Below are 20,481 nucleotides of genomic sequence, written 5' to 3' on the forward strand. Positions count from 1 at the left end.
ATAATATAATATAATATAATATAATAACAACAGATCAAAACGGACAAGCCGTTAGATCTGTTGCAAACACAATCAGGTATACAAGACAAAATTATATTTTCCACACTAAATCAATAAAATGTACTATGCTACATCGACATACACATTTCCTACTTTAACACCTGCTGCTACTTCTTCTAAGTCAACGTCATCATAAAATTCAAAATTATCATAATCTACTTCTTTTTCCATAAATTTTTCTTGTAGGTTTTCTTTCATATTAACACCCCCCTACTCTAATATATTTATACCTAATTGTATTTCTAATTAATCAACCGGTTAAATCTTTTAAAATTAATTTTACTAAATAGATAAGCACACAATTCACAAGATGATACAAATTTTTTAGGAAGTTCTATATCTAATTTATTTTCTGCTAGATCAACAAAATAATCAAAGCCAAAATTCCTAAGGCAATATAATAATTTGTTATCTCTAATTTTTTTAAGGGCACTATCTATATTCGCATTTTGACTAAGATATATATTATCAATATTTAGCTCAGTCTCATTTATATATGGAGAGCAACAAGGCCAAACAGTTCCATCTGCTTCTATCATGAAAGTACCACTTTTTTCACATAAAAGTCCCTTTTTATCACGACTCTTTATAAACATATCACTACTAAAATTTTTAGAAGCATTTCCGACTTGATAACAAGGAAAAAACAAAATATTAATATCAGGTAAATAGCTAACTAAATCATTTATCCATTTTTTATTATTGTTTTTATTTAATATAACAGTTTGAATAGAAACTGGAAGTTTTTGTCTTTTGCAAGCTTCCAAAATATTTATTATACACTCTATACTTATGAATTCATTGTGATATTCATCGTAACTTAATGTTAATTGATTCAAACCTAACTGTTTCAAATTCTTAACTATTTGATTTGCTTCTTTAATATCATATCCCCAAAATCCATTAGATACACAGTATGCTTTTTTATTACTTTCATTTATAAATTTAATCCACTTATATACTTTATTTATATCAAGAAATATTTCTCCGCCTGTTAAACATATTCTTTTTATATCGCTATTATATTTAAGTCCACGTAAAAAATGAAAAGCAATATCGTCATTTAAAACTTGGTTCGATTTTGGCATCCCACAGCAAATTTTACAATTAGCATTACAGTTGCTGTTTAAAGATATTGCTAACGTATCATAATGCATTTAATTTAACCTCCGAAACATTTAAATTATTATATAGATTTTTTTCATAAAAATTTTCATTAGAAATATCAAAAAATAATTTACATAACTCACAAGAAGATGTAATCATTTCTGGCATCGACAGACATCCGTAATCTTTGAATAATTTTATATAATAATTAAATCCTTTGTTTCTTAAAATTTTTAACTTTTTATTATCATTAATAGCTTTAAGAGCGTCAGCTACAGTTTTGATATCATAATATATGGAGCCTACAGATAAACTTGTACTATATACAACTGGGCAACAACACGGCCAAACAGTGCCATCATACTTAACGCTAAAAGTGTGTCCTTTCCTGCATACAGGCATTTGTTCCATATTTCTTTTTATTAAATCTTTTTCAAGCACTATATTATCAGCTCTTCCTACTTTATCACAAGACATAAAATTTATTGGAACATTAGAAATGCTATCACCTAATAAATCAATTAAATCTCCTATTTTTGAATTCTTCAATACAACTGATTGTACACTTGGATATAAGTTAAGCCTTTTAGCAACGATTAATATATTTTTGATGTTTTCACAAGATATATACTCATTATGAAATTCATCAAAACTTACACCGATTCGTTTTAACCCACAGATTTTTAATTCTGTTAAAGTATTAAGAACATCCAAAAAATCATTTGCCCAAAACCCATTAGTTATTACTGTAGTATTTTTATTATTTTCACTGCATATTTTAATATATTTTTTTAGTCTATTATAATATAAGAAAGGCTCCCCTCCAGAAAAATGGACCCATTGTATTTCTTTTGAATCTTTCAACGAATACAAATAATTACTAATATATTCATCATTAATTAGCTCATTAGACTCAATTGTTGAATCGAAACAGCATATGTTACATTTTGTAGTACATTTGTTTCCAATTAAAACAACCATTTCCGAATAATTCATCTAATCACTTTCTTTCTTAATTATATGTTTTACTTTAACATTTTTACCAATTCTATACAATTTAATATAATAATCTTCTTTAACATAAACCTTATCCTTCAATAATTTTTGAACATTAAATTTAAACATTTTTACATCTTCAATCTTATCTCCTAAAAAAAAGTTTAATTTAGATTCATCATAATATAATGATGCAAAATATATGTCTTTACTCTCATTTGGGACTTTCTCTTTTTCTAAATAATCTATAATTAAATCATTTATTTTAGGCAACAAATATTTTGATTTATCTACAGTTCTATCTATATAATCTATCGACCTATAAATATCAAAAAATTTCTTCAATATCTCGTCCGTTCTATAATATAATTCTTCTAACGAATAGATATTTAAAAGTATACATAAAGTATTATAATAAAAATCTGACATAGTATTTAATAGTTCTATAAAATAATCAAATCTACAAAATTTATTCTTTACTTCTGAATCGTATGTATAATATTGTGAAAAAATTTTTGGGTATTTAATTATAATATTTTTATAAATTGCAACAATAAGTTAGCCACCCAGACATCATATAGACTAAATGTATAGTATAGCTTAAAAGTATTTATTTTTATTAAACTAGATACTTTTAAGCTGTTTTATTTCCTTTATGAACTCTTCTTTTGCAGTTTTGTAATTAAAGATTTTTCTTGGCAAATTATTCATCCACTCGTTTATTCTGTATATTTTTTCTTTTGATACTTCTTCTATTGATGTGCCTTTTTGTATAAATCTTCGTATTAATTTATGTTGACATTCACTAGTTCCTCTTTCCCATGATGTATATGGATGACAAAAATATATATCTACATATTCTGCTAATTCTGATAAGCTTGAAAATTCTGAACCATTATCTGATGTTATACTTTTAAATATTTCTTTGTTTAACTGCGCATTATCTTTTAAGAATTTAAGTCCAATGTCTACTGCATCGGGTGTTTTTCCATGTATTTTTATCAGCTTTTCATATCTTGTTTTTCTTTCTACTAATGTAAGTAGTACTGGATCTGTCTTTTTCTTTTTACCTATAACTGTATCTATTTCCCAGTGGCCGAATTCTTCTCTTGTTTGTATTTTATCTGGTCTTTCTTCTATGGATATGCCAAGCTTTTTCTTGTTTTGTCTTGTTCTTCTTGTGCTATTTTTGTTTTTTCTCTTTACTTTTTCTAGTAGATCTATATTTTTTGTTTTCATTAGTGACTTATTTATCCAGTTGTAGAGGCTTTTTGTTGATGGTATTTCTGATGATGGAAAGAGTCTATTTGCTTTTGCGTATCCAACACATACATCTGGAGACCATTTATCTTTTAACATTTTATTGTCTGCCCATTTAAGAAATTCGACTATATCTATATATTTTGGTCTTCTTCCGCAAGAAGATCTATTGTTTATATATACCTCATAATTAGTTAAGGCAAAGTATTTTTCATCGTAGTAAGTATATGTTTTGTTATTACTTTTTATTATTCTCTTTTGCTTTACTGTGCCTTTCTTTATTGCGTTGTTTATTGTCTGCGGGGCTCTATTTAGCCTTCTTGCTATCTCTCTGTTGCTATGTCCATCTATTTTCCATGCCTGTATTAATGACATTTCATGTAGTGATAGATGTGAATTTTTCTTGCGTTCTGTAAATTCTATGGTATAATTTATATGAGTCATGTGTACCTCCGTATAGTTGTTTTTTTGTTTGTTACTAATACTATACCATATGTACACATGATTTTTTTATTTGGTGGCTAAGTTAATTATACAATCTTCCATTATAATATTTTTTATTTCTTTTAAATTTATATTTAAATATGTCATTTCAGTGGCTTTTTCATCAAAATACATTCTGTTTATAATCTTTTCAGTATCTGCTGTTCCAGGTAATGGCATAAATTTATGTAGTTGTATATTAGTTACTCCAGATTTGAATAAATTTTCCATTAATTTTATAGTCTCTCTAAAATCTTCTATAGTCTCATCTGGCAAACAAAATATAAAAGATGTTGTTAGCTTTATATTAGTATTTAGAATAATATGTTTAATTTTAGTCAATGCGTTGCTTAAATTTAGATTTTTATTCATAACTTTTTGCATACGTTTAGATCCACTCTCTAAACCTAAGTAAATTGATTTACAACCAGACATATCCATAAAATCAATTAACTCATTATCCAAAGTGTCAATTCTACAAGAACATTTCCAAGTATAATTTTTTCTGTTTTCGATTAAATGTTTACAGAATTTAATAATATAATCTCTATCTGCTGTAAACATATCATGTTGAATTGCAAAATCTTTAATACCATATAATTTATTAGCTTTATCCATTTCTTCAAATATACTATTTAATTTTTTTACTCTATACTTTCTTCCCCAAAAAGTACTTGTCGTACAAAATGAGCACCCGAAAGGACATCCCCTTCCACCTTCAATGTTAAATTCGCTTTCTTCACTCAAGGTAAATGGCGAAAAATCAAAAACTGTATAGTTAGATAAATCTTCATCAGTCAGTATATTCTGATTTTTTATATAATGTATTTTTCCATTTTTAACAGATGCTACTCCTGGCAATAATGATATATCTTCTTCTCTCATCATTTTATCAATTAAAATTTTTATATATTTTTCTGACTCGCCAATACAAATTGCATCTATAAAATCAAAATTCTCAAAGCATTCTCTATATACAATTGATGCGTGTGGCCCTCCAAATATAATCCTAATGTTTTTATTTTTTTCGTTTATGTATTTAGCTGTAAGAAGTGTGATAACGAAAGCATTGCATATTGTATAAAATCCAACTACTTTAGGTTTTCTACTTAATATGTAATCTCCCATTATTCTTATATTTTCTTCTAAATTATCTGAATATTTTAATTTCCCAATCTTATTCATTAAATCAAAATTGATGTATTCAACATCATAAGTCTCTTTTAGTATATCCCTTATTATGAATTGACCAATATGAAAACTATCCTTATCAGAAAAATAAACTGCGTTTACTAATAAAATTTCACACATATATATTACCTCATTTGAAATTAATTTACTTTCTTTATGTTTATTCTAAGCCTTAAATATAAAGTTTAAGTAAAGTTTGTATAAAGTTTGTGTAAACTATTTTAAATAAAGTATTAAATTAATTTTCACCTTCGTGATTCAAAACACGGACAAAGGCATTTGAGTGCTATATAATATGAACATACTTTTCAAAAAATAATTTCCTAAAAATTTAGCTTACTAAAAAATGCACAGATGTAAAACAATTGTTTTGACATAAGTGCATTTTTTTATTTTAGTATTAATTTTAAATATATAGCTGCGATAACTATAACTAGTAAAGCAAGTGCCTTATACATCGCCTTTATGGTGAAGTAAACGCCAAGGCTATTAACTTCGCCATCTATATCGCCAATATATGGTTTATCGAATATTTTGGAAAAATATTTATGTGGTCCACCTAAACGAATTTTTAAAAGTCCCGCTATAGGCGCTTCAAGGAAGGCACTATTTGGGCTTGCGTGTGCATATCTATACTTAAAAAACGTTTGACACGCGTAGAGAATATTTTTATTGAAGATGTTCGTGATTAATATTAGAAGCGCACTTAATCTTGCTGGCACTAGATTGACCAGGTCATCTATCTTTGCTGCGAAAAAACCAAGATCGCCATATTTTTCGTTCTTGTAGCCCCACATCGAGTCCATGGTATTGATAAATTTATAAACCAAGCCAAGTGGTGTATATATCGCGATGTAGATAAGCGGCGCGATGACGCCATCAGAAGTATTTTCAGCGACTGTCTCTATACACGCTTTAAGTATCTCTTCTTCACTTAATTCACTTGTGTCACGGCCAACTATGTAGGAGAGCCTCTTGCGGCCTCTCTCTAGCGAATGGCCTAACTCTTTTACGACCATATCTGCCTCGAAGTGAAGCGAGCGTGCTGCTAAGCACACGTAGACCATGTATGAAGTGTAGATTAGATACAAATATTTATTGATCTTAAATAATATTATTGCCAAGTAACCAAACAAAAAGGCAAGGCTCATGTTGAATAGTACTGCGATTAAGCCAAGTACTTTCATATAGCCGCCTCTTGCTCCTGTCCTTCGAATTAATTTTTCTTCATAGCTAATAATATTACCCATGACCTTAACTGGATGAAAAAAGTTATATGGGTCGCCTAAAATCAAATCAAGTACCACGCCAATAAGTATGGCGATGAGTTTATAAGCCAAGTATTGCATTTAACTTATCTATATCGATGGCTTCTTCAAATACTTTAGCTAGCCTATCGATCTCATTATTCATCGCATCGTGCTCTGCCATGTGAGCGTTGACCGCCTTTTCGTAGTCATGTAGCGAGTCTTCGTCCGCTATCTCAAGCTTTGTATATGGCACTATGCCGAGACAATCAAGGTCTGTTAGCTCGTGAAGCTTTTTTATGCCTTCATCAAGTAAGCTCGCATCGCCTCTAAACTTGTTGATGATGTAGCCCTTTATTCTTGATCTATCTTTTTCGTCAAGTATCATGTATGTGCCGTAGATTGAAGCAAAGACGCCGCCCTTATCTATATCTGCGACTATAATTGCGTTACTATCAGCAAGTTCAGCCATGCCAGTATTAACGAAATCATCCTCAAGTAAATTTATCTCAGCTGGTGAACCAGCTCCTTCTATAATCATGACATCATATTTTTTTTCAAGCTCTTCAAAAACTTCTTTAACCTTAGCTTTTAGTTCTTTCTTAATCGAGTAGTACTCCTTTGTATTCATGTGCTTATATAATTTGCCAAGCACATAGACGTCGCTACCTGTATCTGACGATGGCACTAGAAGTATCGGGTTCATGTACTCGTCCGCCTCTATGCCAGCAGCGTAGGCTTGTATCGCTTGTGCGTTGCTAATCAGCTTTCCGTCTTGAAGCTTAAATGAGTTTCTCGACATGTTTTGTGATTTAAACGGACATACCTTGTAGCCCTTGTCTTTATAGTATCTGCACATAGCAGTCGCTATCGTCGACTTACCTGCGGACGATGTCGTTCCATATATCATTATCTTTGCCATTTAAAATTCCTCTTCGTTGTATTCGATAGTGCCTAAATCAGTTTCAATCGCAATTAAACTTTTCTTCCACTCTCTATATTTAGCCACTTCTTCGCTTATAGACTTAATTAGTATTGACACGCCAAATATTTTCGATGCTATAGTGAAGAAAGCATTTTTCTTAAATGAATTTGGATACAAAACTATAAGCAGACCCGAAATGATAAATACTAAGTTTTTATTGTCAATACCTTTGTACTTGCCATTGTAATAGTCTTTGACAAGGTCCAAAAAGTCATTCAATAGGTCTTGGTACTTTGCCAAATCAGTATTTGTTTTGATTGCTTCACCAATGCCTTCAATCTTGTTCATGGCTTCATCCTTATTGAAATTACCAATGTTCATGTCTTTTAAAAAATCAAAGTTCATATCTACACTCCCTTTTTTAATACAAAATAAAAATTCGATCCTTTTCCGTAACTGCTCTCTACGCCAAACTCTGCCTTGTGAAGCAAAAGCACTTCGCGTGCGATGTATAGGCCGAGTCCTGTCGCATACTTTTTAAGCTCATGGTTAGCGCTCGAGATGTAGTAGCGGTCCCAAACCCTCTTGATGTCCTCTTCCTTGATGCCCATGCCGTGGTCGATAACCTCGTATCTAACGCCATTTGCCTCCTCAGTGATCCTTACAAGAACATCTTTATCCTCTGGTGAGTAATTTATAGCGTTTGATAAATAATTATATATAACGCTTCTAATTTTCTTCTCATCAGCCATGACCATGGTAGAGCCACTTACGTCTAATTTAATTCTCTCTCTATTTTCAGCAGTATTTAATTTATCTATAAGATCCTTGGAAATGGCTTCGAGCGAAATTCTTTTTAATTCAAGTTCACCAAGGGCGCTTACGTTCTTTGATGCTTCAAGCATCTCGTTAATCATGCCGTTTAATCTATCTGCCTCTGTGATGATGGTGTCGAGATTATCTTCACGCTTTTCTTTATTATCGCCTGTTATGTCCTTAATCATCTCAGCATAAGACTTTATCACGCTTAGAGGCGTCTTGAAGTCATGCGATACATTAGCAATGATATTCTCGCGAAAGTCCATAGTCCTCTTTAAATCGTCATTTGCACTCTCGAGACTCTTCTTTAGCTCTTCAATCTCTTCGTAGCCGCCCTCTTCTTCTATGGAAAAGCTCTTTGTACCAAGAAATTTGGACGCTTCTGAAAGATTTTTGATTGGCTTAGTAAGTTTCTTTGCCAAAAAATACGAAAGAGCAAGAGCTAAAACTATTGCAACGAGACTTATGTATAAAAGTTCTTCCTTTAGCATCTTCTTTACTGAGCCATCTTCATCGAGATTGTCAATAAGCTTCATATATAGTTTTGCATTAACTGTTTCGTATCTCTTTAAAAAGACTAGGTACTCTCTATCGTCATGCTTCTTGATGTAGTCTATGCTATCCTCATTGCTTTTAACAAAATCAAGGTCTTCCTTATCAAGCTCAATTAGATAATTTGGGTACAAAACTAGACCATTCTCATCAAAAATAATTATGCCAAGCCTTGTTTTGCTCGTGGCGTTATTTAAATATGAGACGAGATCAGTTCCTGAATAAGAAGAAATTTCTTTTTCAGTGTTTTGAATGAGCTCCCTCTTCTTTTGTGTGTATATCTCTTTGAAGAAAACTATGTTAAACAGCCACATTGTTGATAGTATCAGTATTGTGAATATCAAAAAGTAGCTTATTAACTTTGTGAATAATGATTTATTCTTCATCTTTTTTCTCCAGCTTATATCCATAGCCGCGAACCGTGCTTATTATATCCTTTTCAGAGCCAAGTGAGTTTCTAAGCATCTTGATGTGAGTGTCAACAGTTCTATTGTCCCCGAAGAAATCGTAGCCCCAAACATTTTCAAGTATAGTCTCACGCGATAGAGCTATGCCTTCGTTTTGAGCTAGATAAGCAAGTAGCTCATACTCCTTTGGTGTTAAATCTAATTTTTTGTCATTAATAAAAGCTTCTCTCGCATCAAAATCTATTTTCAAGCTTCCATTGTGATAAATATTTGCCTTTACATTGCTCACGTGTCTTGCAAGTATCGCCTTTACCCTCGCCATAACTTCACGCGGGCTAAATGGCTTAACAACGTAATCATCGATACCTATCTCAAATCCATAAAGCTTGTCGTACTCCTCGCCTTTTGCGCTAAGAACAAGAACTGGCACGTCCTTTACTTCCTTAATCCTCTTGTAAGCCGAGAAGCCATCAAGCTTTGGCATCATTATATCTAAGATGATAAGGTCTATATCATTATTATTAACTTTGTTAAGAGCGTCGATGCCATCAACTGCCTCGATCACGTCATAGCCATTAATGACGGAGTACTCCTTAAGCACGTTTCTTATATTTTCATCATCATCAGCTATAAGTATAGCCCCCATATCATCACCTCTATCAATTTTTACCCGATAATAATCTTTTTAAACGCTTTATATACAAGTAGAGCCTTGCATTAACAAGGCCCATGTAATTATTTTAAACTGTCTAGATATTCCTTAAGCTCATCTATATCTAGTATGGCTCTTTCGTTGTCACCAAGTATAAGAGCTGGTATGCCGATGTTGCCAGCGCTCTTTACTCCGTCAAATTCGCTCATTGTGTCTCTTGCCTTTAAAAACTTTTTCATGCTCGCAAGATTTTCTGTTATGTCTAGGTACAAGAAGCGTACGCCCGACTCGTCCATCACTTCTTTAAACGGTCCGCAGTCTGGACACATAGAGCTACCAAAAACTATCTTCTTTTGTACTTTACTCATTTCATTTCTCCTTTACTAATATATTTACTATTTATCTTATCTTCATTGTAATGGTAATGGCAGTTTTTGTCAAGAAAAAAGAAAGAGCTAAGTTAATAGATCTTTCTTCAAATCAATACTAATTACTAAATACACCAAGTTTATCTGAAATAAATTCTTGCTTGCCGTCTCCATCTATCTTTATGGTGTAGACGCTTTGAACGACATAGCCTTTGTCACTATCGCCTCTTTTCATAAGAAGTGCAGAATATAATTTACCATCTTCAATATCATAAGTGACTTCTGTAAGTATCATATCATCTTCTTTGTGTGCTGACTTTTTATTAAGTTTAACTTCATTAATGAAGCCGGACTTAAAGTTTTCAAGCTCCGCAATCTTCTCTTTGATGTACTCTTCATCAGCTACTTCATCAAAAGTTTTATCATAGTCTTCATCAGAGACAGGTGAACTTGGTGCTTTCCAATCAAAGTCTTTATATTCCTTTTCAAGGGCATATTCTTTGCCTTCATTCCACCTTTTCAAATCAATTTTAAATATAGGCATCTTAATATTATTTTCTATGCTAATATCATCAATCGCATCTCTATCGACATTATCTAAAGCTATATCGTGCTCTTTAATTTTCTTAATATCATCTAAACTCACATTGCCCGCTGCAATTATGACAGGCTTAATCTCACTTGTATCTACATAGTTAATACCATCTTTTCTTTCAAGCTTGTAATCATTAACTGCTATCACTATAGACTTAAGAAAGTCTTTATAATAAATTTTTCCTATGCTATTTGTGTAGTTTTTATTAAAGACAGAGTTTTGATACTCACCATCAACAAAGCTGTTCTTGACATTATATACAAGTTCTTTAACGTTCCAAGCGTCCTTTTTAGCTGATTGGCTAAATCTTGAATAATCCTTCCAATACTTCATTATGTCAAGGTCATCAAGGTAAATGCTTCCAGTGAATTCATCAGCGGCAAAAAACTTGTGCTTATAATTTAAATCCATATGCAAAATTGATTCGCTCCACTTGCCATCTCTATATACAAAGGCTTTCACATCACTTGTATATGGAAAGCTAAGTACTCCAAATCTAATAAAAAAGATTATTGCCAATATGATTATAATTATTATTGTTTTCTTTTTCATATTGAACGCCTCCTTACTTAAGATAATTATATCACATTTAGAAATATTTGTGCAAAAAAAGAAAGACCATATAGATCTTTCTTTATAAACTATTTGATTACTACTGTAAATATTTTGTTCTTAACGTAAATTTCTTTAACGATGTTCTTGCCTTGCTTTGACTTTTCAAAAAGTTCGTGTGCGTAAACTTTTTCTTTTACTTCGTCTTCAGAGGCATCTCTATCGATCTCAACTGTGTATCTAACCTTGCCATTGAATTGAACTGGTATCTCTATTGTTTTGATTATGGTTTTGTCTTCATCAAAGCTTGGCCAAGTTGATTTATAAAGTTCTGTATCGAAGCCCACCATCTCGTTGATTTCTTCTGTGATGTGTGGTGCAATTGGATATAGAAGTGTGATGTATGTCTTAAGCTCTTTTCTTGTGATGCTTCCCTTTGAAGTAATCTTGTTAAGTAGCTCCATAAGTTTAGCAACTGCTGTGTTGAACTTTAAGTTTTCAAAGTCTTCTGAAACTTTTTTAATAGTGATGTGAAAATCTTGTTCTAAGTCTTTAGAATAGTTTTCATCGTCATTGACTATGTCCATCAAGCGATAAACTCTTTCAAGGAACTTTCTTGAGCCTTGTATACCAGTCTCTGACCACATAGCAACTTTTTCGTAGTCGCCCATGAACATTTCGAAAACTCTTAGTGTGTCTGCGCCATACTCTTCAACTATATCATCTGTATTTATTACGTTGCCTCTTGACTTACTCATCTTTTCTCCGTCTTGAGCAAGTAGCATACCATGTGATGTTCTCTTTTGATATGGTTCGCTTGTTGGTACTACGCCTATGTCATATAGGAACTTATTCCAGAATCTTGAGTATAGTAAGTGAAGTGTAGTGTGCTCCATACCACCGTTGTACCAATCAACTGGCATCCAGTATTTAAGTGCGTCCATGGATGCTGGTGCAGTAGCGCATTTTGGATCAGTGTATCTTAAGAAGTACCAGCTTGATCCAGCCCAGTTAGGCATAGTGTCAGTCTCTCTCTTAGCAGGTCCGCCGCAATGAGGACAAGTTGTATTAACAAAGCTATCGATCTTAGCTAGTGGTGACTCGCCTGTATCTGTTGGTTCGTACGCTTCAACGTCTGGTAATGTTAGTGGTAGATCCTCTTCATTAAGTGGCACCCATCCGCATTTTTCGCAATATACCATAGGGATAGGCTCTCCCCAATATCTTTGTCTTGAGAAGACCCAGTCTCTTAGCTTGTAGTTTGTCTTAACAACGCCTACTTTTTTATCTTCAAAATATTTAATAATCTTTTTCTTTGCTTCGTCAACTGATAGACCATTTAAAAAGTCTGAGTTAACAAGCGTACCTTTTTGTGTATCAGTGTATGCTTCTTTACTAATGTCGCCACCAGAGATAACTTCTTTTATCTCTTCGCCAAAGGCTTTTGCGAAGTCATAGTCCCTTTGGTCGTGACCAGGTACCGCCATGATAGCACCTGTACCGTAAGTCATTAATACGTAGTCTGATACATAGATGGCAATCTTTACTCCATTAGCAGGGTTAATAGCTGTTAGGCCATCAATTTTAACGCCTGTCTTTTCTTTAACAAGTTCTGTTCTTTCAAAATCAGATTTTAATTTTGCCTTATTTTGATATTCATGAACTTCGTCAATATTTTTGATAGTATTTTTATACTTTTCTATAAGCGGATGCTCTGGTGAGATAACCATGTATGATACACCGAAGATGGTATCTGGTCTAGTTGTATAAACTTTTAGCTTGTCATCTACTTCGTCTATGTCAAAGTCAAGCTCCATACCGTGGCTTCTGCCTATCCAGTTAACTTGTTGTGTCTTAACTCTATCGATGAAGTCAACTGTGTCAAGGTCATCTATAAGTCTGTCAGCATACTTAGTTATAGCAAGCATCCATTGTGTTTTAACTCTGTGTTCAACTGTGTGTCCGCATCTTTCGCAGTGGCCTTGAATAACTTCTTCGTTCGCAAGACCAATCTTACAGCTTGGGCACCAGTTAATGTTCATTTCCTTTTTATAAGCAAGACCTTTTTTGAATAGTTGTATAAATATCCATTGAGTCCACTTATAATATTCTGGATCAGTTGTGTTTATCTCTCTATCCCAGTCAAAGGATAGTCCCAGTGATGTCAACTGATGCTTGAAGTGAGCAACATTTCTTTTAGTAACATCCTTTGGATTCATTTTGTGCTTTATGGCATAATTTTCAGTTGGTAGACCAAAAGCGTCCCAGCCCATTGGGTACAAAACGTTGTAGCCCTCAAGTCTTCTCTTTCTAGCAACTATGTCAAGCGCTGTGTAACTCCTTGGGTGACCAACGTGTAGTCCCTCTCCTGATGGGTATGGGAACTCAACCATTAAAAAGTATTTTGGTTTATCTGAATCGTTTTCTGCGTGAAAGGCTTTATTGTCAGCCCAAATCTTTTGCCATTTGCCTTCGACATCTTTATGATTATATTCTTTCATAGCGCCCTCCTAAAATTCGCAGTGATGAACTGTTCTTGGGAATGGTAGGACGTCTCTGATATTTTCAATACCTGTTATATACATGATAAGTCTTTCAAAACCAAGTCCATAGCCAGAGTGAACTACTGAGCCATACTTTCTAAGGTCCATATACCAGTCATATGAATCCATATCAAGACCTAATTCATTAATTCTCTTTTCAAGCTTATCGTAGTCTTCTTCCCTTTGTGAACCGCCGACAATTTCGCCAATGCCAGGAACTAAGCAGTCCATAGCAGCAACTGTCTTATTATCTGGGTTGAGCTTCATGTAGAAGGCCTTGATGTCCTTTGGATAATCTGTTACGAAGATTGGTTTTTTGAATATTTGTTCAGTTAAATATCTTTCGTGTTCTGTTTGTAGGTCCATGCCCCATTCAACTTTGACATCAAATTTTTCTTCGTGTTCTTTTAGTATTTCTATAGCTCTAGTGTAAGTAACTCTTTCGAAATCTGAGTTTCTAACGTGATTTAATCTATCGATTAGACCCTTGTCAACGAATTGATTGCAGAATTCTATTTCTTCCTTAGCATTTTCCATAACATAGTTAATAACGTACTTAAGCATAGCTTCAGCCACGTCCATGTTTTGATTGTTATCCATAAATGCCATTTCTGGTTCTATCATCCAAAATTCTGCCGCATGTCTAGTTGTATTTGAATTTTCCGCTCTGAATGTAGGTCCAAAAGTATATATCTTTGAGAAAGCCATGGCAAATGTTTCGCCCTCTAATTGACCTGATACTGTTAAGTGAGTTGGTTTGTCAAAGAAGTCTTGACTGTAGTCAACAGCGCCATCTTCTGTTCTTGGCGGATTATCAATGTCAAGTGTAGTTACTTGGAACATTTCGCCTGCACCTTCAGCGTCTGATGCTGTAAGTATTGGTGTGTGTACATAAACGAAGTCTTGTTCGTTAAAAAATTTGTGTATAGCAAAAGCTGCTAGTGATCTAATTCTATAAGCTGCTCTAAAAAGGTTAGCTCTTGGTCTTAAGTGAGCTATGCTTCTTAAGAATTCCATTGAGTGACGCTTATTTTGTAGTGGATAATCAGCTGTTGAGTCGCCTAAGACTTCAATCTCTTCTGCCTTGATCTCAAAAGCTTGTTTATTATTTGGTGTAAGAACTACTTTGCCCTTTACTCTGATTGACGCACTTAGATATAGCTTTGATACTCTTTCAAAGTTTTCTAGTGTGTTATCATAAACGACTTGAACACTATTAAAGAAGGATCCGTCATTAATTTCAATGAAGCCGAATTCTTTTTGTGCTCTTAAATTTTTAATCCAAGCTTGAACCTCAACAGTCTTGCCGTCAAGCTCCTTATAGCTCTTATAAATTTCTCTAATATCCATACTCTCACTCCTATTTATAATCTTCTACTGTAATAGTTTCAATTACAACGTCTTCAAGAGGTTTGTCGTTTTCATTAACTTGTGATTTTGCAATCTCGTCAACAACGTCCATGCCCTCATATACTTCGCCAAAAACTGTGTGCTTGTAATCAAGCCAGAATGCGCCGCCTATCTTTTTATAAGCATCAACAACAGCCTTTGGATATCCCTTTTCTTCGCCAGCTTCTTCCATTTGTTTGATTATGTCATCTTGAACAGCTTGGCCTTGTACTATGAAGAATTGTGATCCGTTAGTATTAGGACCAGCATTTGCCATGCATAGAGCGCCTCTGAAGTTTCTTGTGTTTATATCAAATTCGTCTTCAAATGCATCGCCCCAGATACTTTCTCCGCCAGTTCCGTTACCATTAGGGTCGCCGCCTTGTATCATAAAGCCATTAATAACTCTATGGAAGATTAGATTGTCATAGTATTTATCTTCAGCGTGTTTAGTAAAGTTCTCAACTGCCTTTGGAGCTACTTCAGGAAATAGTTTTACCTTGATATCGCCCTTATTAGTCTTGATAGTCGCTATCTTGTCTCCTGCTTTTGGATTTTGTAGTTGAACAAGTTCTGCATCGTCTGTAGTTACTTCGCTTTCGCTTCTTTCTTTTTTCATTTCACTCTCACCGCCATTGTCATTATTTTTGCTACATGCTGTTAAGCTAAGGCACATAGCCATCGTTAGTAATAATAAAATTATCTTTTTCATAATTCCTCCTACTTAAGTATTCTTTTTTGACTCACTATATTTACATCCAAGTCTAAAATATTTTCCTTTATTACATCGCCTACATTTATAGGCGCCTTCGCACGTAAATCAAATATTTCTTTTAATATCGCTTGATGATAAATTTTCTTTACTTTCTTATCAGTCTTTACAGGGAGGCCCGAAACCATCTGACTGTCTATCCTAATCTTGCCATAAACGTAGTCATCCTCTTCTTCAAGAAGGCTCTTTGCGTAATTATATCCTCTTCCGCAGCGATTGCCAGAAATTTCTTCGCCATTGATTTTTATTCTGCAGCATACTGGGCAGCAGACGCATTGTACTATCATGCTATCACCTTCGGTTCTATCTCTTTTTTAAGTATAATCTTAAACCAAACATAAGCAACTATCCCTTTTAATATTGACGATAGTGATATTGCTATCCAAACGCCATCTAGACCATAATATTTCATAAATATCATTGCAAATGGTATACGCATTAAATTTAGAACTACGCCTGAATATGATGGCTCCTTCGTTCTGCCTATGCCATTGAAGAATCCTGTTACACCTATCTCTATAACCATAAATAATTGTGAATATCCAAGTATTCTTAAGTAGTCGGCTCCTGCCTGCATTGCTACCGGATCGTCTGGTAAAAACGCTGCAAATATCGGCTGAGCAAATACTATAAGTAATAGTGATGTAGCTGTTCCTAGTGTCGCCATGATTCTCATGGATTTCTTAAAGCCAAGAACTATCCTATCGTAAGTGCCTTTACCATAGTTTTGTCCAGTAAAAGCAGTGTTAGCAACAGAAAAGCCGTTTGCCGTCATCCAAGATATTGACTCAATTTGCGAGCCTATTGACATGGCTGAAACTGCATAGGCACCAAGCTTTGTTAAGTAGCCTGTTAAAACCATAGATACTGATGCGTGGCACGCTTCCATAAGCGTCATTGGTACGCCAAGTTTAAGTATATGCATAGTTATTTCTGATGGCACTTTCTTTAGATAATTCACTCTTACATAGATCAGGTCATTCTTAAAGCCTATGTAGATATATATAAGGAAGATTACTAAGGTCGCTATAACTGATGCAATCGCAGTACCCATCGCTCCCATGTGAAAAACAAAGATGAAAACTGGGTCCAAGACCATGTTTATAAGTAAACCTATGGAGCTAATTATAAATGGAGTCTTGCTGTTACCCATGCTATTGAATGTCGAAGCAAATAATGGGTTTAAGAACATAAAGACTAGTCCAAAGGCAATCGCCACCATGTATTCACTTGCTAATTCTTGAACTGCCGCATCGCCTTCTTTGAATGAGTATAAGCCAATTAGCTCATTATGAAAAATTATAAATATGGCTGTGATTGTCATAGAGATTAAAAATCCTAGCCTAAAGCCACCGCCAATATAATTCTTAGTATTTTCTAAATCCGATTTACCAAAGCTTTGTGAAACGCCGACAGATAGACCTACCTGACAAAGTATAATCAGTGAACTTATTAGCCAAAGGTACTGACCAACTATGCCTACAGCTGCAACTGCTTGTGTACCGACTTTGCCGAGCCAAAACATATCTGTGATTTGGTATGACATCTGTAGTAAAGATGTCCCCATAAGTGGAATCGCTAGCTTAAACAGAATCGGCGATATCTCTCCTTGTGTTAAGTCTCTAGTCTCTGTCATCTACACATCTCCTTGATCCGTCGTTATAATCACACCATTATCGGTTAAAGCAAGAGTGTGTTCAAATTGTACGCACTTGCTGCCATCTTTTGTTCTAGCAGTCCAGCCATTCTTATCAAGCTTCATCGCTGCAGAGCCCATGCAAATCATTGGCTCTATCGTAAAAGCCATGCCCTTAACAATTCTTGGTCCTTTTACGCCAGCATTGTAGTGAAAAACTTGTGGATCTTCATGCATGTTCTTGCCGATGCCGTGACCAATAAATTCTTTTACTATAGAATATCCCTTAGGTCTTGTAAATGCTTCGATACACTTACCTATCTCCCCTACACGAACATTCTCATCAACAATGCTGATAGCCTTGTACATAGCCTCTCTTGTGTGATCAAATAGCTTTTGATCCTCTTCAGAAAGTTTTCCTACAGCGTAGGACCAGCAAGAGTCCGCCATCCAGCCTTTGTAATTGACAACCATGTCGATGGAGATGATGTCGCCATCTTTAAGAACTACATCATCGCTTGGAAAGCCGTGGCATATCTCGTCGTTAACTGATGCGCATATAGCGTAAGGAAAGCCTTGATAACCTTTTTGCTCTGGGTAAGCGCCTTGACTCACTATGAAGTCATCAACAAAGTCGTTTAACTCCATAGTCGTAACGCCCTCTTTAACCTTATCTCTTAGTGCATGATGAACGCTAATAAGTATCTTGCCTGCGTCAATCATCTTATTAATTTGATCTTTTGTCTTTAAATATATCATATAATACTCCTTTTAAGTCTATTCTATTATTATATATATTTTAGCCCAATATGTCAAGAAGTTCACAGCATATAGACAATATATCTATTAACTGTGAACTTCTTGTAAAGCTCTTATTAAATTATCTAATTCTTAATGTGTTTATTACTGATAATAGTGTTACGCCTACATCGCCAAAGACCGCTACCCATAGAGGTAATTGTATGAACAAAGCTAATATGATGATGGCCGCCTTGACAAAACCAGTGAAGATTAAGTTTTCAATTATAATCTTGTTAACGAAATGCGATGTGTCAAAGATGTTTACTATCTTTTCAATCTTATCATCCATGATAACGATATCCGACGCTTCGATGGCTGCATCAGATCCAAGAGCACCCATGCTTAGACCGATATCTGCCCTCTTAATAACTGGTGAGTCATTGATGCCGTCACCAACAAAGGCTACGAGGCCATCCTTACCTTGCTCTTTCTCGAAGAATTTTATCTTGTCTTCAGGAAGCAGTTCTGCCTCGAATGAATCAATGCCTAAATCATGAGCGACCTTCTCAGCATATATCTTCGTATCGCCTGTAAGCATAACTGGCTTAACATTTCTTTCCTTTAATTCGCGAACAAGATTCTTTGTCTCGTCCTTTATCTCATCTTCTATATATAGATGCGCGATAAGCTTATCGTCAAGATAAGTGTCAAGAACTTTGTATTCACTTTCTTTTTCACTCGTAATAACCTTAACGCTGCCAAATTTTGTTTCAGCTGAAACACCATTCTTAAGGCTTGTGTAAGAAATTATCTCTTCTTTGTTTATAGCCTCTCTATCGTCAAGTATAGCGCTTGCTATAGGATGCTTTGAGTGATACTCAGCAAGTCTTGCTAAGTGCAGAGCTTCTTTCTCATCCATGCCAATGGCTTCAACACGAACTAGCTTAAACTTGCCGCTAGTTAGTGTACCAGTCTTGTCAAAACAGAAGGTCTTTATATTTCTAAATTGATCTAAGAATTTTGTTCCTTTGAAAAGAATACCGTTCTTGCTCATCTTGCCTATACCTGAGAAATATGCTAATGGCACTGAGATGATGATTGCGCATGGGCACGATACTATAAGAAAGGCGAAGCATGTGTGAAGAGCTTCCTTAAGTGGCATTATATTTAATACTGGTGCTAATAGTGCAATCATTGCCGCAATCAAAACGACTATAGGTGTATAGACCCTAGCAAATCTCGAAACGCCTGTCTCAAGATTAGCCTTATCGCTTTGTGAGCTTCTAACAAGCTCTTGTATTCTAGCTGCTGTTGAATTCTTCGCAAGTTTAGTAGTCTCAATAATTAAGTAGCCTTCCTTGACTATAGCGCCTGAGTAAACCTCACTATTGATATCAACATAAACTGGTTCTGACTCGCCGCTTATATGAGCGTTATCGACCTTTGCGCTTCCTTCAATAACAGTGCCGTCTATGGCGATGGACTCGCCTTCACGAACTATTATCTTAGAGCCAATAGCAACGTCCGCTGGTTCAGATTGAATTTCTTTGCCATTATCCAAAACTGTTGCAAAAACTGGTGACTTAACTATAAGCTCCTTAATCTTGTCTTTTGACTTATCAACTGCTATGTCACTAATTATTTCTCCGATTTGATATAAAAGTGATACCAAAACTGCCTCTAGATACTCGCCTATGAATATGGCGCCTATGGTAGCGACACTCATTAAAAACTCTTCAGCAAGTACACCATGAAAAGCGCCTTTAACGCCGTTAATGATGATGTCGTACGAGATGACGATGTATGCTATGGCGAAGAAGACCATCTTGTACGGGCTGTCTATGAATAAAAATGCTGCTAAGGCAAGTAGCGATACTGCTATCCTTAGTAAAAATATTTTTGAAAAGCCCTCTTCCTCTTCTTCTTCGCTCTCTTCTTCACCGCGTGTAACTAAGACGTCTGGCTCTAAGTCATTAATGTATTTAGTAATCTCTCTTAAAGCTACCTCACCATCTGCTCCGTCTTTCATTTCAATACTAAGAGTAGTATTTATAAAGTCTAGACTTGCGCTTTCGACTGATGCATGATCATTTGCAAAGCGCTCTATCTTTTGTGCGCAATTGGCGCAAGTAAGTCCATTTAAAAATAATTTTTCCATTGCTGCCTCCTAATCTATGTCTTTTAAA

Annotated in this window: 20 protein-coding genes; all 20 read right to left on the reverse strand. The window is 34.6% G+C overall.

Annotated features, from left to right (window positions below; all coding sequences use genetic code 11):
• Positions 1-123: 123 nt before the first annotated feature.
• The 20 genes from BN3004_RS08620 to BN3004_RS07875 all read right to left on the reverse strand — a co-directional run bounded on the left by BN3004_RS08620 (position 124) and on the right by BN3004_RS07875 (position 20,453).
• On the reverse strand, positions 124-258 hold the full coding sequence (locus BN3004_RS08620; protein WP_278315527.1) for a hypothetical protein: 135 nt from the start codon (positions 256-258) through the stop codon (positions 124-126).
• Positions 259-302: 44 nt separating this feature from the next.
• Positions 303-1,217 (reverse strand): radical SAM protein, encoded by a 915-nt coding sequence (locus BN3004_RS07785; protein ID WP_058260612.1) that lies wholly within the window; start codon positions 1,215-1,217, stop codon positions 303-305.
• On the reverse strand, positions 1,207-2,163 hold the full coding sequence (locus BN3004_RS07790; RefSeq protein WP_058260613.1) for a radical SAM protein: 957 nt from the start codon (positions 2,161-2,163) through the stop codon (positions 1,207-1,209). The genes BN3004_RS07785 and BN3004_RS07790 overlap by 11 nt, the downstream gene beginning before the upstream one ends.
• Positions 2,164-2,508, reverse strand: coding sequence for a hypothetical protein (locus BN3004_RS07795; protein ID WP_058260614.1), 345 nt, complete (start codon positions 2,506-2,508; stop codon positions 2,164-2,166). It lies immediately after the preceding gene.
• A 279-nt stretch (positions 2,509-2,787) separates the two neighbouring features.
• Positions 2,788-3,867: an IS30 family transposase gene (locus BN3004_RS07800; RefSeq protein ID WP_058259272.1), complete on the reverse strand. Its 1,080-nt coding sequence runs from the start codon at positions 3,865-3,867 to the stop codon at positions 2,788-2,790.
• Positions 3,868-3,933: 66 nt separating this feature from the next.
• On the reverse strand, positions 3,934-5,217 hold the full coding sequence (locus BN3004_RS07805) for a B12-binding domain-containing radical SAM protein (RefSeq protein WP_058260615.1): 1,284 nt from the start codon (positions 5,215-5,217) through the stop codon (positions 3,934-3,936).
• A 269-nt stretch (positions 5,218-5,486) separates the two neighbouring features.
• Positions 5,487-6,446, reverse strand: coding sequence for an adenosylcobinamide-phosphate synthase CbiB (gene cbiB / locus BN3004_RS07810; RefSeq protein WP_058260616.1), 960 nt, complete (start codon positions 6,444-6,446; stop codon positions 5,487-5,489).
• Positions 6,427-7,266, reverse strand: coding sequence for a cobyric acid synthase (locus BN3004_RS07815; RefSeq protein WP_058260617.1), 840 nt, complete (start codon positions 7,264-7,266; stop codon positions 6,427-6,429). The genes cbiB and BN3004_RS07815 overlap by 20 nt, the downstream gene beginning before the upstream one ends.
• Positions 7,267-7,674, reverse strand: coding sequence for a hypothetical protein (locus BN3004_RS07820; RefSeq protein ID WP_058260618.1), 408 nt, complete (start codon positions 7,672-7,674; stop codon positions 7,267-7,269). It abuts the gene before it with no gap.
• Positions 7,675-7,676: 2 nt separating this feature from the next.
• Positions 7,677-9,026, reverse strand: a complete 1,350-nt coding sequence (locus tag BN3004_RS07825) for a sensor histidine kinase (protein WP_058260619.1) — start codon at positions 9,024-9,026, stop codon at positions 7,677-7,679.
• A complete protein-coding gene (locus BN3004_RS07830) occupies positions 9,016-9,693 on the reverse strand; it encodes a response regulator transcription factor (protein WP_058260620.1) in 678 nt (225 codons plus the stop codon). The genes BN3004_RS07825 and BN3004_RS07830 overlap by 11 nt, the downstream gene beginning before the upstream one ends.
• An 89-nt stretch (positions 9,694-9,782) precedes the next feature.
• Positions 9,783-10,067 (reverse strand): glutaredoxin domain-containing protein, encoded by a 285-nt coding sequence (locus BN3004_RS07835; protein WP_058260621.1) that lies wholly within the window; start codon positions 10,065-10,067, stop codon positions 9,783-9,785.
• A gap of 118 nt (positions 10,068-10,185) precedes the next feature.
• Complete coding sequence (locus BN3004_RS07840; protein WP_058260622.1) at positions 10,186-11,214, reverse strand: hypothetical protein; 1,029 nt, start codon at positions 11,212-11,214, stop codon at positions 10,186-10,188.
• Positions 11,215-11,303: 89 nt separating this feature from the next.
• On the reverse strand, positions 11,304-13,715 hold the full coding sequence (gene leuS, locus BN3004_RS07845; protein WP_058260623.1) for a leucine--tRNA ligase: 2,412 nt from the start codon (positions 13,713-13,715) through the stop codon (positions 11,304-11,306).
• A 9-nt stretch (positions 13,716-13,724) separates the two neighbouring features.
• On the reverse strand, positions 13,725-15,107 hold the full coding sequence (gene asnS, locus BN3004_RS07850) for an asparagine--tRNA ligase (RefSeq protein WP_058260624.1): 1,383 nt from the start codon (positions 15,105-15,107) through the stop codon (positions 13,725-13,727).
• A 10-nt stretch (positions 15,108-15,117) separates the two neighbouring features.
• Entirely contained in the window at positions 15,118-15,858 is a 741-nt protein-coding gene (locus BN3004_RS07855; RefSeq protein ID WP_242854201.1) for a peptidylprolyl isomerase, read from the reverse strand.
• 8 nt (positions 15,859-15,866) lie between these two features.
• Complete coding sequence (locus BN3004_RS07860) at positions 15,867-16,205, reverse strand: DUF1667 domain-containing protein (RefSeq protein WP_058260625.1); 339 nt, start codon at positions 16,203-16,205, stop codon at positions 15,867-15,869.
• Positions 16,202-17,554, reverse strand: a complete 1,353-nt coding sequence (locus tag BN3004_RS07865) for an MATE family efflux transporter (RefSeq protein WP_058260626.1) — start codon at positions 17,552-17,554, stop codon at positions 16,202-16,204. Before BN3004_RS07865 ends, BN3004_RS07860 begins: the two co-directional genes overlap by 4 nt.
• Complete coding sequence (gene map, locus BN3004_RS07870) at positions 17,555-18,313, reverse strand: type I methionyl aminopeptidase (protein WP_058260627.1); 759 nt, start codon at positions 18,311-18,313, stop codon at positions 17,555-17,557.
• A gap of 121 nt (positions 18,314-18,434) precedes the next feature.
• On the reverse strand, positions 18,435-20,453 hold the full coding sequence (locus BN3004_RS07875; RefSeq protein ID WP_058260628.1) for a heavy metal translocating P-type ATPase: 2,019 nt from the start codon (positions 20,451-20,453) through the stop codon (positions 18,435-18,437).
• Positions 20,454-20,481: the final 28 nt, after the last annotated feature.

The organism is Fenollaria timonensis (assembly GCF_001457835.1).
Taxonomy (GTDB): domain Bacteria; phylum Bacillota; class Clostridia; order Tissierellales; family Peptoniphilaceae; genus Fenollaria; species Fenollaria timonensis.

Bases quoted from the DNA above. Each gene is read 5' to 3' on its own strand.
- BN3004_RS08620 (WP_278315527.1), bottom strand. From the start codon at position 258: ATGAAAGAAAACCTACAAGAAAAATTTATGGAAAAAGAAGTAGATTAT.
- BN3004_RS07785 (WP_058260612.1), bottom strand. From the start codon at position 1,217: ATGCATTATGATACGTTAGCAATATCTTTAAACAGCAACTGTAATGCT.
- BN3004_RS07790 (WP_058260613.1), bottom strand. From the start codon at position 2,163: ATGAATTATTCGGAAATGGTTGTTTTAATTGGAAACAAATGTACTACA.
- BN3004_RS07800 (WP_058259272.1), bottom strand. From the start codon at position 3,867: ATGACTCATATAAATTATACCATAGAATTTACAGAACGCAAGAAAAAT.
- BN3004_RS07805 (WP_058260615.1), bottom strand. From the start codon at position 5,217: ATGTGTGAAATTTTATTAGTAAACGCAGTTTATTTTTCTGATAAGGAT.
- cbiB (WP_058260616.1), bottom strand. From the start codon at position 6,446: ATGCAATACTTGGCTTATAAACTCATCGCCATACTTATTGGCGTGGTA.
- BN3004_RS07815 (WP_058260617.1), bottom strand. From the start codon at position 7,266: ATGGCAAAGATAATGATATATGGAACGACATCGTCCGCAGGTAAGTCG.
- BN3004_RS07820 (WP_058260618.1), bottom strand. From the start codon at position 7,674: ATGAACTTTGATTTTTTAAAAGACATGAACATTGGTAATTTCAATAAG.
- BN3004_RS07825 (WP_058260619.1), bottom strand. From the start codon at position 9,026: ATGAAGAATAAATCATTATTCACAAAGTTAATAAGCTACTTTTTGATA.
- BN3004_RS07830 (WP_058260620.1), bottom strand. From the start codon at position 9,693: ATGGGGGCTATACTTATAGCTGATGATGATGAAAATATAAGAAACGTG.
- BN3004_RS07835 (WP_058260621.1), bottom strand. From the start codon at position 10,067: ATGAGTAAAGTACAAAAGAAGATAGTTTTTGGTAGCTCTATGTGTCCA.
- BN3004_RS07840 (WP_058260622.1), bottom strand. From the start codon at position 11,214: ATGAAAAAGAAAACAATAATAATTATAATCATATTGGCAATAATCTTT.
- leuS (WP_058260623.1), bottom strand. From the start codon at position 13,715: ATGAAAGAATATAATCATAAAGATGTCGAAGGCAAATGGCAAAAGATT.
- asnS (WP_058260624.1), bottom strand. From the start codon at position 15,107: ATGGATATTAGAGAAATTTATAAGAGCTATAAGGAGCTTGACGGCAAG.
- BN3004_RS07855 (WP_242854201.1), bottom strand. From the start codon at position 15,858: ATGAAAAAGATAATTTTATTATTACTAACGATGGCTATGTGCCTTAGC.
- BN3004_RS07860 (WP_058260625.1), bottom strand. From the start codon at position 16,205: ATGATAGTACAATGCGTCTGCTGCCCAGTATGCTGCAGAATAAAAATC.
- BN3004_RS07865 (WP_058260626.1), bottom strand. From the start codon at position 17,554: ATGACAGAGACTAGAGACTTAACACAAGGAGAGATATCGCCGATTCTG.
- map (WP_058260627.1), bottom strand. From the start codon at position 18,313: ATGATATATTTAAAGACAAAAGATCAAATTAATAAGATGATTGACGCA.
- BN3004_RS07875 (WP_058260628.1), bottom strand. From the start codon at position 20,453: ATGGAAAAATTATTTTTAAATGGACTTACTTGCGCCAATTGCGCACAA.